This is a genomic window from Arthrobacter methylotrophus (genome assembly GCF_039539965.1).
Classification (GTDB): domain Bacteria; phylum Actinomycetota; class Actinomycetes; order Actinomycetales; family Micrococcaceae; genus Arthrobacter; species Arthrobacter methylotrophus.
Genome location: NZ_BAABED010000001.1, coordinates 3144934 through 3159475 on the forward strand (window position 1 = coordinate 3144934; position 14542 = coordinate 3159475).

Below are 14542 nucleotides of genomic sequence, written 5' to 3' on the forward strand. Positions count from 1 at the left end.
CCTTCGTAGCTCTGGCGGACGTGACGTTCAGCGGGTCGTTTGTTGGGTAATTTCCTCTTCAGCCCCGGCAGTGATTTGCAAAGTATCATAGGGATCTCCCCGAATCAATTAGTCAGCCAGCCCATCATCAGGCTACTTGTTAATGACTCGAATGAGTACGTGCGAACCACCGGTTCAGAGCATGAATCCCGGCGCGGTAGCTCAGCCAGGACCGCATCTTTCTCATCCGCGGGGCTAGGCCTTGACCGGGTGGAACTTCTGCTGGGCAGCAAGCAAACCCTCAGTCACCAATAGTTCAACGGCATCCGCCGCCTCATCCAAGAGAAAGGGCAGCTCTTTCTTTTCGGCGGGTCCAAAATCCCTGAGGACGTAATCCGCGGTGTCCATTCTCCCCGGTGGCCTGCCGACGCCCACGCGGACGCGCAAGTAGTCCTTGGTCGCCAAAGCCTTGGAGATATCCCGCAGGCCGTTGTGCCCGCCTTCCCCTCCGCCGATCTTCAACCTAATGGTGTTGAATGGGATGTCAATTTCGTCATGGACGGCAATCACGTGATCCGGGGAGATATCAAAGAACTTGGCCAAGCCGGAAACGGGGCCCCCGGAAACATTCATGTAGCTCATCGGCTTCGCGAGAACCACACGCGGGCCGCCGATCCCGAGCCTTCCCTCGACAACCTGGGCCCGGGCTTTGTGGGCTTTGAAGCTTCCACCCACGCGCGAGGCAAGTTCGTCCAGCGCCATTTGGCCGACGTTGTGGCGATTGTGGCTGTATTCAGCGCCGGGATTGCCAAGGCCTACGATCAGCCAGGTGTCAGTCATGGAGTCATCCTAGGGAATCAAGGGGGTGGAAGGAAAAAGAAGTGGCCGGGACCCCTCAGGGACCCGGCCACTTGCAGGCTGATGCCGCTAGTAGTCGGAATGACTACTAGACAGAAGACTACTCAGCAGGAGCTGCCTCTGCCTCGGCTTCCGAGGTGGCCTCCGAGATATGGATGATGAGCGTCTCGGGATCGGTCAGCAGCTCGGAGCCGCTCGGCAGGACGATGTCCGAGGCGTGGACGTGCTCGCCGGCCTTGCGGCCTTCGATGCTGATTTCGACGAAGGTCGGCAGGTGCGTGGCCTCGGCTTCGAGGGAAACCGTGGTGGCTTCCTGGTTGGCGACCGCGCCAATGGCAGCTTCGCCGATCACGTGGACGGCCACGTCAACGGTAACCTTCTCGCCTGTGCGGACGGTCAGGAGGTCGATGTGCTCGATGATCTGCTTGATCGGGTCGCGCTGGATGTCCTTCACCAGGGCCAGGTGTTCTTCGCCGTTGATGTCAAGGGACAACAGGGCGTTGGAAACACGGACGGCCAGGGTGGTGGCGCGGCCCGGGAGGTTGATGTGGATCGGCTCTGCACCGTGACCGTAGATGACGGCCGGGATCTGGCCGGCTGCACGGGCCCGGCGGGCGAAACCCTTGCCGAATTCGGTGCGCAGTTCCGCTACGAGCTTCTGCTCAGACATGTGTACTCCTTGATTACTGTGGCGCCGGCACGATGCAGGCAAGTCGATCAGCAAGGGCGGAGGTCTGTGGTGACCTTCCACGCCCGACGGAGCGCCGCCCGCTAGAGCAGCCGGTCCAGTCCGCCTTCGTTGAAGGAGATTCAGACCCAGTCGATAACGGAGACCCGCAATCCGGTATTAGCCCGGATGTGCTCTCCCTCGCCAAGGTATCCCCAAGAGTTTAGCAGCCACGTCCCGTCAAAGGGAAAACGGTCCCGCTCCGGCCCAAGTAGCTCGCAATTGTTGTCGTTATGGGGCGTCATAACGACAACAACTGCCAGTCAGTTGGGTTGGGACCCGGCGGCTGTGTGGAGACTAGGCGTTGCCGTCGAAGAGGCTCGTGACGGAACCGTCGTCGAACACTTCGCGGATGGCGCGCGCAATCAACGGTGCGATCGACAGCACAGTGAGCTGCGGGAAGCGCTTGTCGGCCGGAATCGGCAGCGTATTGGTGACAACAACCTCGCGGGCACCCGAATCGGCCAAGCGCTGCGCCGCCGGTTCGGAGAACACCGCATGGGTGCACGCGATGATGACGTCCTTGGCACCGGCATTCTTGAGGACCTGGACGGCGCCGGAGATCGTTCCGCCGGTGTCGATCATGTCGTCGATCAGGACGCACGTGCGGCCTTCGATCTGCCCGACGACGGTCTTCGAGACAGCCTGGTTCGGCACCGTGAGGTCGCGGCTCTTGTGGACGAAGGCCAAAGGCGCGCCGCCCAGGCGCTCGGCCCACTGCTCCGCCACGCGGACGCGGCCGGTATCCGGCGAAACAACGGTGATATTGTCGGCTTCAACCCTGGTCCGAATGTAATCGGCAAGCAGCGGAATGGCCATGAGGTGGTCCACCGGTCCGTCGAAGAACCCCTGGATCTGGGATGTATGCAGGTCCACAGACATGATGCGGTCAGCGCCGGCTGTCTTGTAGAGGTCCGCCACCAATCGGGCCGAGATCGGCTCGCGGCCGCGGCCCTTCTTGTCCTGACGGGAGTAGGGGTAAAACGGCGAAACAACCGTGATCCGCTTTGCCGAGGCCCGCTTCAGGGAGTCGATCATGATCAATTGCTCCATGAGCCAGTTATTCAACGGGGCCGGGTGCGCCTGGATAACGAACGCGTCGGTGCCCCGGACGCTCTCCGCCGAGCGAACGTAAATTTCCCCGTTGGCGAAGTCGTAGGCGTCAATAGGCAGGAGTTCTGTTTCCAGTTCCTTGGCGATTTCCTGCGCCAGCTCGGGGTGCGCCCGTCCGGCGGCGAGAACTAGTTTCTTCTCGCCGTGTGCGGTGATTTCGCTCATGCCTGTGTGCCCTGTTCTGTGGTTGCCGGAATACTTGGGGAATCGGGGGTGGCAGAGCGTTGCGCGGCTTGCGCAGCCTGCGCCAGCTGGGCAGAGTTGCTGCCCTGGCGGTTGGCAACGACCCAGCCTTCGGAATTGCGCTGGGGGGCGATACTCAGGGTGAGGGCTCCGGCGGGAACGTCCTTGCGGATGATGGCGCCGGCACCGCTGTACGCGCCGTCGCCCACCGTCACGGGGGCAACAAAGACGGTGTTGGAACCGGTCCGCACCCCGGAGCCGATCACCGTGCGGTGCTTCTTCTCGCCGTCGTAGTTGGCCGTGATGTTGCCGCAGCCGATGTTGGTGTCCTCGCCGATCTCGGCGTCGCCGGCGTAGCCGAGGTGGGACAACTTGGAGCCACGGCCGATCGTCACGTTCTTGGTTTCGTAGAAGGCCCCGATCTTGCCGGTATCCCCCAGGACCGTACCCGGGCGCAGGTAGGTGAACGGACCCACGCTGGCCCTGGCCCCGATGGTGGACCCTGAGCCGTGCGTCCGGGTCACTTTCGCGCCTTCGCCCACCGATACATCGGTGAGGGTCGTGTCAGGGCCGACGACGGCGTCCCGGGCCACGGTAGTGGCGCCGTGAAGCTGCGTGTTGGGCAGGAGGCGGACGTCTTCGTCCAGGGTGACTGTGGAATCGATCCAGGTGGTGGCCGGGTCGACGACCGTGACGCCGGCACGCATCCAGGCTTCGACGATGCGGCGATTGTGCTCGGCGCCGAGCGCGGCGAGCTGGATCCGGTCGTTAGCGCCTTCCACTTGCCAGCGGTCCTCGGTAACGACGGCGGAAACCCGGCCTCCGGCGTCGCGCGCCAAGGCGAGGACGTCGGTCAGGTACTTTTCGCGCTGGATGTTCTCGGTAGTCACTTTGCGCAGCTGGGAACGGAGTACTCCCGCCTCAAAAGCGTAGATACCTGAGTTAACCTCGCGGATGGAACGCTCGGCGTCGCTCGCGTCTTTGTGTTCGCGGATGCCCAGCACGGTGCCGTCTTCGGCACGAAGGATGCGGCCGTAGCCATTGGCATCATCGAGGATCGCGGTCAAGACCGTCACGGCATTGCCTTCGGATTCGTGCGTGGCGACGAGTTCGGACAGCAGGGAGCCGGTAAGCAAGGGCACATCGCCGTACGTGACAACCACTGTGCCACTGAGCTCGGCCTTGGCGTCCAAGGCGTCAAGGGCGACCTCCACGGCGCGCCCGGTTCCGGGAACATCGTCCTGGTCCACGATGACGGCCTCGGGATCGATCAGTTCGATGTGCGCGGCGACGAGGTCCCGCTCGTGGCGAACCACCAAGGCAAGCTGCTGGGGATCGATGGAACGCGCAGCGAGGAGGGCATGCGCCACCATCGAGCGTCCTCCGATTTCGTGGAGAATTTTGGGAGTCCGCGACTTCATGCGCGTACCGGCTCCGGCGGCTAGGACGATCACTGCGGCGGGGCCAGTAGTATCGGGGCTCACGAAGTCGCTCTCCTTGCTCGGTAACGTCCGGGCTAACCCGGCTGCGGCATCTGCTCTATCCTACTCTGGCCGATTCATGGTCTTCCCCAGCAGCCGGTGGACAGCTTCGGGAGAGACAGTGCCGTCAGAGGCAGTGCCGGCAGATCACCGACAAGTTCCGCCCATAGGATTCGAACCTATACTCCACGGCTCCAAAGGCCGGGGTGCTGCCATTACACCAGAGCGGACCGTGTGGACGAGGCCCAAGCGGACCCTGGCCCGCGGGGCTCCCGAGTGACCGGGTCGCACACACAAGAAACTAGTTTGCCATGACCGCCGCGGTGTTCGCGACTTGGCGGACCGCCGAGTCGTTTCAGCCGCACTTTTTGCCGCACCTATTGCCGTACTGACAAGTCCTCCGAAGCCGTTTCAGGCTTGAGGTAAGGCATGATAGATGCGTGAGCAACAGCACAGGACTTCCCCGGCGTTCGATGGGTTCCCGGGTGATTAACCACCCACCCGCAGGCCAGGTTGTCCGTGCCCGGATGACAGGCTCCCAGCGCCGCTCCCAACTTATCGAGATAGGCCGGGGCCTCTTCGCCGCCCGAGGCCTGGACGCCACCACTATTGACGAAATCGCGGCCGCCGCCGGAGTGTCCAAGCCGGTAATTTACGAACACTTCGGATCGAAGGAAGGCCTCTACACCCAGGTCGTGGAGCTCGAATTCCGGATCCTGCTGGAGGCCATCAACGCGTCCCTGGCCGCTGAAGCCAAACCTCGCGTCCTCGTTGAACAGGCGGCCCTTGCGTTGCTCGGTTACATCGAAGAGCGGAGCGACGGTTTCCGTATCCTCATGCGGGACGCCCCGCCTTCCCGACCCGAAGGCGCCTTCTCCACCTTGCTCTCCCACGTGGCGGACCGGGTGGAAGGCCTGCTTGCCGACGAATTCTCCCGGCGCGGCTTCAGCGCTGCGGACGGAGCCATGTATGCCCAAATGCTGGTAGGCATGGTGGCCATGACCGGCCAATGGTGGCTGGACCACCGTGAACCCGACAAACGCGTGGTGGCCGCCCACCTGGTCAACCTAGCGTGGAACGGCCTGACGGGCCTGCAGAAGGATCCGGAGCTCCGGAGCGAGGGCTAAGATCCCGTCGACACGGAAAATCCCTGTCGACACCGGAATCCGCGCATCGATTTCCTCGATCTGTGTCGCCGGAACATTTGCGCGCCTACTCCCCCAGAGTCTCTGCCGCTTCGAGCCATTCGAGTTCAAGGCCTTCTTTTTCCTCAAGGAGTTCCTGCAGCTTGGTGTTCAGTTCGCCGAGGGCGTCGAAATCACCCGATTGCGACTTGGCCGCCATCTGGACGTGGAGTTTCTCTTCTTGCTGCGCGATCTTGCCCAGCTGGCGGTCTATCCTGTTCAGGTCCTTGCGGGCTTCGCGTTTCTCTGCCTCACTCGGCCCGGAGATGACGGCGCCGGAGCCGCTTGCCGCCGTCGGGCTGCTGCTCCCGCTCGACGTCCCGCCGAACACTGCACCGCTCGCAAGCGCCGCTTCCCGCAATTCCAGGTACTGGTCAACGCCACCCGGGAGCCCTCGCAGCTTGCCGTCGCCCAGAAGCGCCATCTGGGAATCCGTCACGCGTTCCAGGAGGTAGCGGTCGTGGCTGACCACAATCAGGGTGCCTGGCCAGCCGTCCAGGACGTCTTCGACGGCGGCAAGAGTGTCGGTATCGAGGTCGTTGGTAGGTTCGTCGAGCATCAGGACGTTGGGTTCGCCCACCAACAGGCGCAGCAGTTGCAAGCGGCGCCGCTCCCCACCGGAAAGGTCGGTGACCGGCGTCCACTGCTTTTCCTTCGTGAACCCGAGCTGCTCCACGAGCTGGCCGGCCGTGAATTCCTTGCCGCCCACGCTGAACGAACGCTTCTCGCGCTCGATGACCTCGATTACGCGAAGGTCCGAGACGTCGTCGAGCTCTTTGACGTCCTGGCTGAGCACGGCGGTGACAACAGTCTTGCCGCGCTTGACCTTGCCGGAACTCGGCGCGATCTCGCCGTTAAGGAGCCGCAGCAGCGTGGACTTTCCGGCGCCGTTGACACCCACGAGTCCGAGCCGCTGCCCCGGCGCCAGGCGCAGGGTGATGTCGTCGAAGAGCTTCCTGCCGGCACCGTCGCCCAGGAAATCCAGGGAGACGCCTTCAAGGTCCAGCACATCCTTGCCGAGCCGGGCCGTGGCCATCTTACTCAGGGCCACCGAGTCGCGCGGATCGGGAACATCGGCGATCAGCTCGTTGGCGGCTTCGATGCGGAACTTGGGCTTGGATGTGCGCGCCGGGGCGCCCCGGCGGAGCCACGCCAGCTCTTTCTTGACCAGCTGTTGCCGCTTGCTTTCGACGACGGATGCGCTTCGGTCACGCTCGGCGCGGGCCAATACGTAGGCCGCGTAGCCGCCGTCGAACGGGTCCACCATCGCATCATGCACTTCCCAGGTCCGGTTGCAGACTTCGTCCAGGAACCATCGATCGTGGGTCACCACAAGGAACGCCCCTTGGTTTGGCCGCCAGCGCGTCTTCAAGTGCCGGGAGAGCCAGGCGACGCCTTCCACGTCGAGGTGGTTGGTGGGCTCGTCAAGCATGATGACGTCATGGTCTTCGATGAGCAGCTTGGCCAGGGCCACCCGACGCTTCTGCCCGCCCGAGAGCGCATGCACGTTGGCGTGCCAGTCGACGTCGGCAACGAGCCCTCCCATGATTTCGCGGATCTTGGGGTTCGCGGCCCATTCGTGGTCGGCCTGGTCGCCGACAATCGCGGCACCCACTGTGAGGTCGCCGTCGAGCACGTCGGACTGGTCGAGGTAGCCGACGTTCACGTCGCCGCGTTTGGTCACACGGCCGGAATCCGGCGTCGAACGCAAAGCCAGCAAGCGCATCAGCGTGGACTTGCCGTCACCGTTGCGCCCGACCATGCCGATCCTGTCGCCGTCCTCCAAACCAAGGGTGACGCCGTCGAGGATGGTGCGGGTTGCGAACGAAACGGTGAGGTTTTCACCGCCGAGCAGGTGGGCCACTAGGTACTACTTTCTGGTGTGAATCGTTGGGAAGATCGCTACTGGTTGAATCGCTACTGCGAGCTGTCATAGGAGGGTATCTGAGATGATCCGGGCACCGGGAACAGGGCCGTGCACAGCAAGGGCGTTGTGCCCCAGATGGCGAAGCTCCTCGGCCAGCTCCTCCGCCGCGCGAGGGTTGGGCGCGAGCAAAGCCACGGTGGGGCCGGAACCGGAAACGATCCCGGCGAGGGCACCGCTGGACTCCCCGAGTCCGATAGTGTCACGCAATTCCGGGGCCAGCTCGATCGAGGCTCGCTGGAGGTCGTTGATGAGGACTTTACTCAGGGCATCTGGATCGCCTTTGCGCAGCGACTGAAGGATCTTGGCATCGACCTCCAGCGGCTCGGGGATGACGAGTCCCTCGGCGTCACGGAGCCTGTCCAGCGCGTGGAAGACCTCGGGCGTGGAGAGTCCGTAGTCGGCGCAGACCAGGACCCAGTCCATCTGCGCTTTCGCGAGAGCCGGTGACAGTTCGTCGCCGATGCCAAGCCCGACGGCGGTCCCTCCCAACAGCGAGAACGGCACGTCCGCGCCCAACTCGGCTGCAAGGTGGGCCAGTTCTTCGCGTGACAAGCCGCTGTTCCAGAGGGCATCGCAGGCCAGGAGGGTCGCCGCGGCGTCGGCGGACCCGCCGCCCATGCCCCCGGCGACCGGGACGCGCTTGGTGATTTCCAAATGCACGCCCGTGGAGTCCTCCGAGACATCCCTCATGATGGCGGCGGCCTTGTAGGCCAGGTTCCGCTCGTCCAGGGGGATGTCCACCCCGTCGAGGTCCAACGTGCTTGCGGGACCGATGCTGACCGTGATCCCGGGCTCCTCGGTGCTCGTGGCGGCTACTTCCTCGTACAAGGACACCGCCAGGTAGACGCTGGCGACGGAGTGGTAGCCGTCGGGCCGCAAGGGTCCGACGTTGAGGGACACGTTTACCTTGCCGGGTGCCCGGACACGCACCGTCCTTGCGACGAAGCGGCCGCGATTCGCGCCGCTGATTGCCGGATTCATGCGTCCAGGGGGTGGCGTGCCTCGGCGATGCGGACGAACGCGTTGATATCGAGAACCTCTCCACGCGCGGTCGGGTCAACGCCTGCGGCCACGATGTATCGTTCGGCCTCTGCCGCGCTCCCTGCCCACGATGCCAAGGCCGCGCGAAGCGTCTTGCGGCGCTGTGCAAACGCGGCATCGATGACCGCGAAGACCTGTTCACGGGTGGCGTGCGTCGCGGGCGGTGTGCCGCGGGTGAAGGAGACGAGCCCGGAATGGATCTTTGGCGCTGGCCAGAAGACATTCATGCCGATGACTCCGGCCTTGCGCATGTGGCCATACCACGCGGCCTTGACCGAGGGGACGCCGTAGATCTTGGAACCGGGACCTGCGGCCAGCCGGTCGGCCACCTCGTCCTGGACCATGACGAGCCCGTGTTGCAGGCTCGGGAAATGTTGGAGCAGGTGCAGGACCACGGGAACAGCCACGTTGTACGGCAGGTTGGCCACGAGGGCGGTCGGCGGCACGGGAAGTTCGGTGACCTTCATGGCGTCGGAAACGACGAGGTGGAAATCATCCGCCGCCTCCGGGCGCCACGTGCGCACTGTTTCGGGCAATTTGCCGGCCAATACAGGATCGATTTCCACGGCGACCACTGTTTTGGCGGCGTCAAGCAGGCCGAGCGTCAACGAACCCAGCCCTGGCCCGACCTCCAGCACGGTTTCCTCAGGATCAATACCGGCGGCCGCAACGATCCTGCGGATCGTGTTGCCGTCAATGACGAAGTTCTGGCCCAGGGTCTTGGTGGGGCGGACACCGATTTCCTCGGCGAGCCGTCGGATGTCGGCAGCTCCCAGGAGGGGCGCGACGGCGGCGTGTTCGGAATTCGGTTCAGTCACCTAGGTATCGTATCGTCTGCCCGACCGGCGGGAGCGCCCGCCTGTCAGCTGCGTGACGCGAAAAGGCCGGGCCCGAACTGAACTGGTCCCCGAAAGTTGGACTGGCTAAGTAAGATCCTAAGCCGCGAGGGCCTGGGAACGGTATTGCGCCGGGCTCAGGCCCTCGAGCTTTGTCGAGATCCGTTCGGTGTTGTACCAGCGGATGTACTCGTGCAGTGCCGCTGTCAGTGCGTCGGTGCTGATGAACCGGACACGATGGAAGAGTTCTTCTTTGAGATGACCGAAGAAGTTTTCCATCACGGCATTGTCGTAGCAGTTGGCCTTGCGTGACATTGATTGGACCGCTCCGGCAACGCTGAGGAGAGTCCGCCAGGAGTGATGCTGGTACTGGAATCCCTGGTCGGAATGCACCAGCGGTTTCTCACCGTCCTTGAGGGTCGTCAGCGCCTTACTCAGCGATGTGTTGGTGAGCTCCAGGTTCGGCGAGATGCCGAGGGTGTACGAGATGATCTGCCGGTCGAAGAGGTCCATGACCGGTGAGAGGTAGAGCTTGCGATCGCCGACGCTGAATTCGGTCACGTCCGTCACCCACTTCTGGTTCGGGGCGGTCGCTTCGAAATCCCGGTTGAGCACGTTCGGAGCGACGGCGCCTTGTTCGCCGCGGTAGGAGTTGTAGCGCTTCTTCCGCCGGACCTTGCAGACCAGCCCGAGTGTCCGCATCAGCTTCAGCACGGTCTTCTTCGCGGTCCTCCAGCCTTGCCTGGCCAGCTCGATGTGGACGCGTCGGTGCCCGTACCTGCCATGGTTCTTCTTAAAGATCTCCGTGACCGCGCTCTTGAGAGCCTCTTGCGGATCGGGGGCCTGGAGCCGGGCCTGGTGATAGAAGAACGTCGAGCGGGCAATGCCAGCGATGTCCAGGAGCAATTCCAGGCGGTGTTGGGCCTTGAGAGCGATGACGGCGCGGACCTTTACCGCGGATCCTCGTCCCTCAAGGCCTGCACTTTTCCCAGGAACGCCACCTCTGCCCGCAAGCGCTCGTTCTCACGGCGCAACCTTTGCAGTTCTGACTCAGGCTGCGACGGCGCCTCGAAAGGCGACTTCGGGCGGCCCCTGGGCTTCGGACGCAGTCCGTCTTCGCCTTCATTCCGATACAGGCTTGCCCACTTCTTGATCAGAAGCGGGGACGACAGCTGGAACTCCTGCGCCAAGGCCACCTGGGTCTCTCCAGCCAGAAACCGCTGCACAACAGCGAGTTTGAACTCAAACGAAAACTGCCGCTTGGTTGGCTTGGCCACTAGCGTTGTACCTCCGCGAACTCTCCACCGGTCATATAACCGGCCTATGGCCCGCTTGCTCACCCCGAGCTTTGTGGCAACGGACTTCGCGCCCCAACCGGTCTCAAACAACGCTACCGCGGCCGCGCGCTGCTCCTCGGACAACGAACTGCTTTTTAACATGAAACTGCTCCCCGTAAGTCAGAACTGAATTCTCAGTCCAACTTTCGGGGAGCAGTTCAAACATTCCGGACCCGGCCAATTTCATCGATGCTTTAGCTGGACGCTGCCCAGCCGCAGCCCCACGGCGAGAGGCCGCGCTGCGCGTAGACGCGGTTCGCGATGTCGATCTGCTGGGCCTTGCTGGCGGCCGCGGCGTTCGGAGCGTAGGCGCCACCGCCGGAACCGATCCAGGTCTGGACGTCGAACTGCAGGCCACCGTAGTAACCGTTACCGGTGTTGATAGCCCAGTTCCCACCGGACTCACACTGGGCAACCTTGTCCCACATTGCTTCGTTCGGCGCGCCAGTAGGACCGGAAGCGCCGGAAGCGCCGGATGCAACAGTCGCGGCAGGGGTCGGCTTGGGGCGTTCCTTGGTTCCGACAGTCACTTTCGCGAGGACCGGCTTGACGGTGACATCGGAGGAGACTAGAGTCCGGGTCGCTTCGCGACCATCCACCAGGACGAGCTTGAACGTCTTGCTGAGCAGCCCGAGGACACCCTCCTGGGTCACGGTCTTCTGGTCACTGAACTGGGTGGAGTCTTCCGTGGTGACGGTGTCGAAAGGAACGTTTTCCGTTTCCGTGGCGGTCTTGCTCGTGTCCACCCGGGAAACCTTGATCACCATGTTCGGGACCACGGGAGCCGAGTTCGGCTGGGAAACGCGATCGTTCGGGCCGAGCGCGACTCCGGCATCGCTGAGGACGGTGCCGACGTCGGCCGCCGTCGTCGTCTTGGAGGAGCTCTGACCGTCCACGATCAGGCTAATCGTCTTGGGGGTCATGATCGAGACGAAGGATCCGGAAACGGCGAGCTGGGTGTCTTTGGGCTGGGAAACAGCCGATGCGCTCGCGACGCCGAGCTCGGAGACGAGTCCCTCGACGTTGGGCGCCGTGGTGTTGACCGTCCGCTGGGCACCGTCAAGGCTGACGGTAACGGCTTTGGCCAGGTTGACGTTGATGATGGAACCGTTCTGCACCGAGGCGTCCAAGGCCGGGGAAACCCGGTCTTCAGCCTTCAGATCAACCTTGGCTGCCTTGACCACTTGGTCAACGGTACTGCCGAAGGTCTGGACGGAACTCACTTTGCCGTCGACGTTGAGGGTGACTGACTTGTTGTTGCCCGTAAAAGCAACCACTCCCAGTACCAGTGCCGAGAGCACCAGCAACTGCGCACCTACCTTGACGAAGCTGAACTTACCGCCCGTGGTGAAGAACTTAACCATGTTTGCCCGTAACTTTTGGACCATCCGGGCACGGGGAAAAGCGCACAGGGCTCTCCGGCCGCGGTCCTGGGATGCAGGCCGAAGCCATGCAAAAGGACTGCAGCGGAGTTGTGCGCCGCCACACTCAATTCAACTGAAACACCAATTGCGAACGGAGTAAGTTATCCGAAGGCCTTCCCCGACCCCGGCTACTGGTTACCCACTGTAACCGAAGCGTTATATAGTGACCAAGATTTTTACATACCGGGTATGTATCGGGACGTCCGTTCAATCCCACGAACCGTATGTTGCCACGGTGTTTGCGGCCAGTTGCGAGCACAGCGTGGAAAGCTCGGTTCCAGTCACTTCAGCCATGGAACGAACGGTGTAGGGCACCATATAGCTCGCGTTGGGACGACCCCTATAGGGGTGCGGCGTCAGGAAAGGCGAATCGGTTTCGACGAGCACCAGTTCGGGATCTGCGATGGTCAGGGCATCCCTCAGATTTGCCGCGTTCTTGAAGGTCATGGTGCCCGCAAAGGACATGTACCAGCCGTTCGTGTTGCAGATCCTTGCCAGTTCTTCATCGCCCGAGAAGCAGTGGAACACCACCCGCTCCGGGGCGCCTTCCTCGCGGAGAACCTGGACCACGGCGTCATGCGCGTCACGGTCGTGGATCTGGAGGGTCAGGTCGAGCCTCTTCGCGATATCGATGTGGCGACGGAACGAATGCCGCTGGTGCACCAGGCCGTCGCCGTGGGTGCGGAAGAAATCCAGCCCGGTTTCCCCGATTGCGCGGACCCTCGGATGGGCCGCGAGGTTCTCGATCTCCGCGAGCGCCGATTCCAGCTCTCCGCGGCCTGCGTAGACGGGAGCATCGTTGGGGTGGATGGCGACGGCCCCGAGGAGCCGCCTGTCCGCCTCGAGGGCCTGGACCGTGAACCTCGAGGACTCAAGGTCGCACCCCACTTGCACCGCACCTTGGACACCTACCGCTTCGGCCTCGTCCAAAGCATCGGAGACCGCGACTTCCAGCAGGCCGTGCCGGAAATCGAGATGGGTGTGGTTGTCCATCACTGGGACCGGTAGCGGCTCGGGAGCAGGCGGGTATTCCTTGCGTGAATCGCCGTTCGCGGGCGCACGATGGGAAACTGCCGCCCGGTATGAGGCCGGCGGGAGGGAAGTGCACATGTTTCCACCCTATCTTTTCCGCCCGTGCGCTTCCTGATCCATTGCCCGTGCGCTTCCTGATCCATTGCCCGTGCGCTTCCTGATCCATCCCTGAGCCCTTCCTGATCCGTTACTGATCCGTTCCTCCGGAACGTACCTCTGTCTGCAGTAGGCCCGGTCTGGGTAGTCTGGTACAAAAGGCGGTAAATCCCGGCCAGGGCACCGCGGCCCCGGCTGCGGAGCTGTCATGGCTGAGGGGTTGTCCATGGATTCAAAGCGACACGGTGCCGTTGATGAGCCATTGTTGCGGGACGAGGCCGTTGTTGCCTTGCCAACCGAACGAGAATCCTTCAACGGCCACAAGCTGGCGGTCATGGATACCGGGCAATTCCACACCGCCAGTGAGAAGATCCTGGTGGCCATCAACAAAGTCATCGATGGCAAAGCCGAAGCCGCCACGCTTGCCCTCACAGTGCTCCTCGCCCAAGGCCACCTGCTCGTCGAGGACGTCCCCGGGGTCGGTAAGACGCTGCTCGCCAAAGCCCTCGCCCGCACCATCGATTGCAAGGTCAGCCGCATCCAGTTCACACCGGACCTCCTGCCTTCGGATGTCACGGGCGTCTCCATCTACAACCAGTCGTCTCGGCAATTCGAGTTCCGGAGGGGCGCGGTCTTCGCCAACATCGTGATCGGCGACGAAATCAACCGCGCCTCGGCGAAGACCCAGTCCGCCCTGCTCGAATGCATGGAAGAGCACCAAGTGACGGTGGATGGCCATTCGTACCAGCTGGCGGAGCCGTTCATGGTGGTTGCGACGCAGAACCCCATCGAGATGGAAGGCACCTATCCGCTGCCGGAGGCCCAGCGGGACCGTTTCATGGCCCGAATCTCCATGGGCTACCCGGACAAACTTTCCGAGATCGAAATGCTCGAGACGCATCAAGCGTTTTCGCCCCTCGCCAAAGCCGCCCCCGTGGTCACGTCCGCGGATGTCGCCGCGATGATCGCCACGGTGCAGCAGGTCTTCGTCTCCCAAGCCGTGAAGGAATACACGGTTGCCCTGGGCCGGGCCACCCGGGACAGCGCGCGCCTACGACTCGGAGCCAGCCCCCGCTCGCTGCTGCAGCTGCTGCGCGCGGCCAAAGCGACGGCGGCTCTTGACGGCAGGGATTTCGTCCTTCCCGACGACGTCATTTCCGTCGCCGAATCGGTCTTGGCGCACCGCATTATCCTTGACCGCAAGGCCGCCAGTTCCGGTGACACTCCACAGAGCATCATCCGAGCCATCCTGGCCTCTCTCCCGGTGAACCAAGACGCCGGCGCGGAACGCCGCGGCAGCTAACGGAACGAATTCGGGGGCACG

Annotated in this window: 14 protein-coding genes and 1 tRNA gene; 2 read left to right on the forward strand and 13 right to left on the reverse strand. The window is 63.1% G+C overall.

The features are described 5' to 3' along the window. Positions 1 to 234 precede the first annotated feature (234 nt). From pth to ABD884_RS16460, 6 genes are all read right to left on the reverse strand, one after another. A complete protein-coding gene (gene pth / locus ABD884_RS16435; protein WP_345048042.1) occupies positions 235 to 819 on the reverse strand; it encodes an aminoacyl-tRNA hydrolase in 585 nt (194 codons plus the stop codon). Between the two features lie 118 nt (positions 820 to 937). Further along, a complete protein-coding gene (locus tag ABD884_RS16440) occupies positions 938 to 1507 on the reverse strand; it encodes a 50S ribosomal protein L25/general stress protein Ctc (protein ID WP_345048046.1) in 570 nt (189 codons plus the stop codon). A 140-nt stretch (positions 1508 to 1647) separates the two neighbouring features. Then, complete coding sequence (locus tag ABD884_RS16445) at positions 1648 to 1809, reverse strand: hypothetical protein (RefSeq protein WP_345048050.1); 162 nt, start codon at positions 1807 to 1809, stop codon at positions 1648 to 1650. 52 nt (positions 1810 to 1861) lie between these two features. Next, entirely contained in the window at positions 1862 to 2842 is a 981-nt protein-coding gene (locus ABD884_RS16450; RefSeq protein WP_345048052.1) for a ribose-phosphate diphosphokinase, read from the reverse strand. Then, a complete protein-coding gene (glmU, locus tag ABD884_RS16455) occupies positions 2839 to 4344 on the reverse strand; it encodes a bifunctional UDP-N-acetylglucosamine diphosphorylase/glucosamine-1-phosphate N-acetyltransferase GlmU (protein ID WP_345048056.1) in 1506 nt (501 codons plus the stop codon). The genes ABD884_RS16450 and glmU overlap by 4 nt, the downstream gene beginning before the upstream one ends. Before the next feature lie 155 nt (positions 4345 to 4499). Beyond that, a tRNA-Gln gene (locus ABD884_RS16460) sits at positions 4500 to 4571 on the reverse strand. Positions 4572 to 4814: 243 nt separating this feature from the next. Here ABD884_RS16460 and ABD884_RS16465 point away from each other — a divergent pair. Beyond that, on the forward strand, positions 4815 to 5468 hold the full coding sequence (locus ABD884_RS16465; RefSeq protein WP_051423334.1) for a TetR/AcrR family transcriptional regulator: 654 nt from the start codon (positions 4815 to 4817) through the stop codon (positions 5466 to 5468). A gap of 85 nt (positions 5469 to 5553) precedes the next feature. Here the strand turns inward: ABD884_RS16465 and ABD884_RS16470 are convergent, their stop codons facing one another. The 7 genes from ABD884_RS16470 to ABD884_RS16500 form a co-directional block, all read right to left on the reverse strand. Next, complete coding sequence (locus ABD884_RS16470; RefSeq protein ID WP_345048060.1) at positions 5554 to 7389, reverse strand: ABC-F family ATP-binding cassette domain-containing protein; 1836 nt, start codon at positions 7387 to 7389, stop codon at positions 5554 to 5556. Between the two features lie 66 nt (positions 7390 to 7455). Beyond that, complete coding sequence (locus ABD884_RS16475; protein WP_345048062.1) at positions 7456 to 8433, reverse strand: 4-(cytidine 5'-diphospho)-2-C-methyl-D-erythritol kinase; 978 nt, start codon at positions 8431 to 8433, stop codon at positions 7456 to 7458. Continuing rightward, positions 8430 to 9311, reverse strand: coding sequence for a 16S rRNA (adenine(1518)-N(6)/adenine(1519)-N(6))-dimethyltransferase RsmA (gene rsmA / locus ABD884_RS16480; RefSeq protein WP_345048067.1), 882 nt, complete (start codon positions 9309 to 9311; stop codon positions 8430 to 8432). The genes ABD884_RS16475 and rsmA overlap by 4 nt, the downstream gene beginning before the upstream one ends. Positions 9312 to 9428: 117 nt before the next feature. Next, positions 9429 to 10235: an IS3 family transposase gene (locus tag ABD884_RS16485; protein ID WP_345048069.1), complete on the reverse strand. Its 807-nt coding sequence runs from the start codon at positions 10233 to 10235 to the stop codon at positions 9429 to 9431. 44 nt (positions 10236 to 10279) lie between these two features. Continuing rightward, a complete protein-coding gene (locus ABD884_RS16490) occupies positions 10280 to 10768 on the reverse strand; it encodes a helix-turn-helix domain-containing protein (protein WP_241711087.1) in 489 nt (162 codons plus the stop codon). A 92-nt stretch (positions 10769 to 10860) separates the two neighbouring features. Further along, positions 10861 to 12030 carry a resuscitation-promoting factor gene (locus ABD884_RS16495; protein ID WP_345048072.1) on the reverse strand — a complete coding sequence of 390 codons (1170 nt, stop codon included), beginning with the start codon at positions 12028 to 12030 and terminating at the stop codon, positions 10861 to 10863. A gap of 267 nt (positions 12031 to 12297) precedes the next feature. Then, a complete protein-coding gene (locus ABD884_RS16500) occupies positions 12298 to 13200 on the reverse strand; it encodes a TatD family hydrolase (RefSeq protein ID WP_345048075.1) in 903 nt (300 codons plus the stop codon). A 244-nt stretch (positions 13201 to 13444) separates the two neighbouring features. On the opposite strand from ABD884_RS16500, the gene ABD884_RS16505 reads away from it, so the two are divergent. After that, complete coding sequence (locus ABD884_RS16505) at positions 13445 to 14521, forward strand: AAA family ATPase (RefSeq protein ID WP_345048077.1); 1077 nt, start codon at positions 13445 to 13447, stop codon at positions 14519 to 14521. Positions 14522 to 14542 lie beyond the last annotated feature (21 nt).

Bases quoted from the DNA above. Each gene is read 5' to 3' on its own strand.
- pth (WP_345048042.1), bottom strand. From the start codon at position 819: ATGACTGACACCTGGCTGATCGTAGGCCTTGGCAATCCCGGCGCTGAA.
- ABD884_RS16440 (WP_345048046.1), bottom strand. From the start codon at position 1,507: ATGTCTGAGCAGAAGCTCGTAGCGGAACTGCGCACCGAATTCGGCAAG.
- ABD884_RS16445 (WP_345048050.1), bottom strand. From the start codon at position 1,809: ATGACGCCCCATAACGACAACAATTGCGAGCTACTTGGGCCGGAGCGG.
- ABD884_RS16450 (WP_345048052.1), bottom strand. From the start codon at position 2,842: ATGAGCGAAATCACCGCACACGGCGAGAAGAAACTAGTTCTCGCCGCC.
- ABD884_RS16465 (WP_051423334.1), top strand. From the start codon at position 4,815: ATGGGTTCCCGGGTGATTAACCACCCACCCGCAGGCCAGGTTGTCCGT.
- ABD884_RS16475 (WP_345048062.1), bottom strand. From the start codon at position 8,433: ATGAATCCGGCAATCAGCGGCGCGAATCGCGGCCGCTTCGTCGCAAGG.
- ABD884_RS16490 (WP_241711087.1), bottom strand. From the start codon at position 10,768: ATGTTAAAAAGCAGTTCGTTGTCCGAGGAGCAGCGCGCGGCCGCGGTA.
- ABD884_RS16495 (WP_345048072.1), bottom strand. From the start codon at position 12,030: ATGGTTAAGTTCTTCACCACGGGCGGTAAGTTCAGCTTCGTCAAGGTA.
- ABD884_RS16500 (WP_345048075.1), bottom strand. From the start codon at position 13,200: ATGTGCACTTCCCTCCCGCCGGCCTCATACCGGGCGGCAGTTTCCCAT.
- ABD884_RS16505 (WP_345048077.1), top strand. From the start codon at position 13,445: ATGGATTCAAAGCGACACGGTGCCGTTGATGAGCCATTGTTGCGGGAC.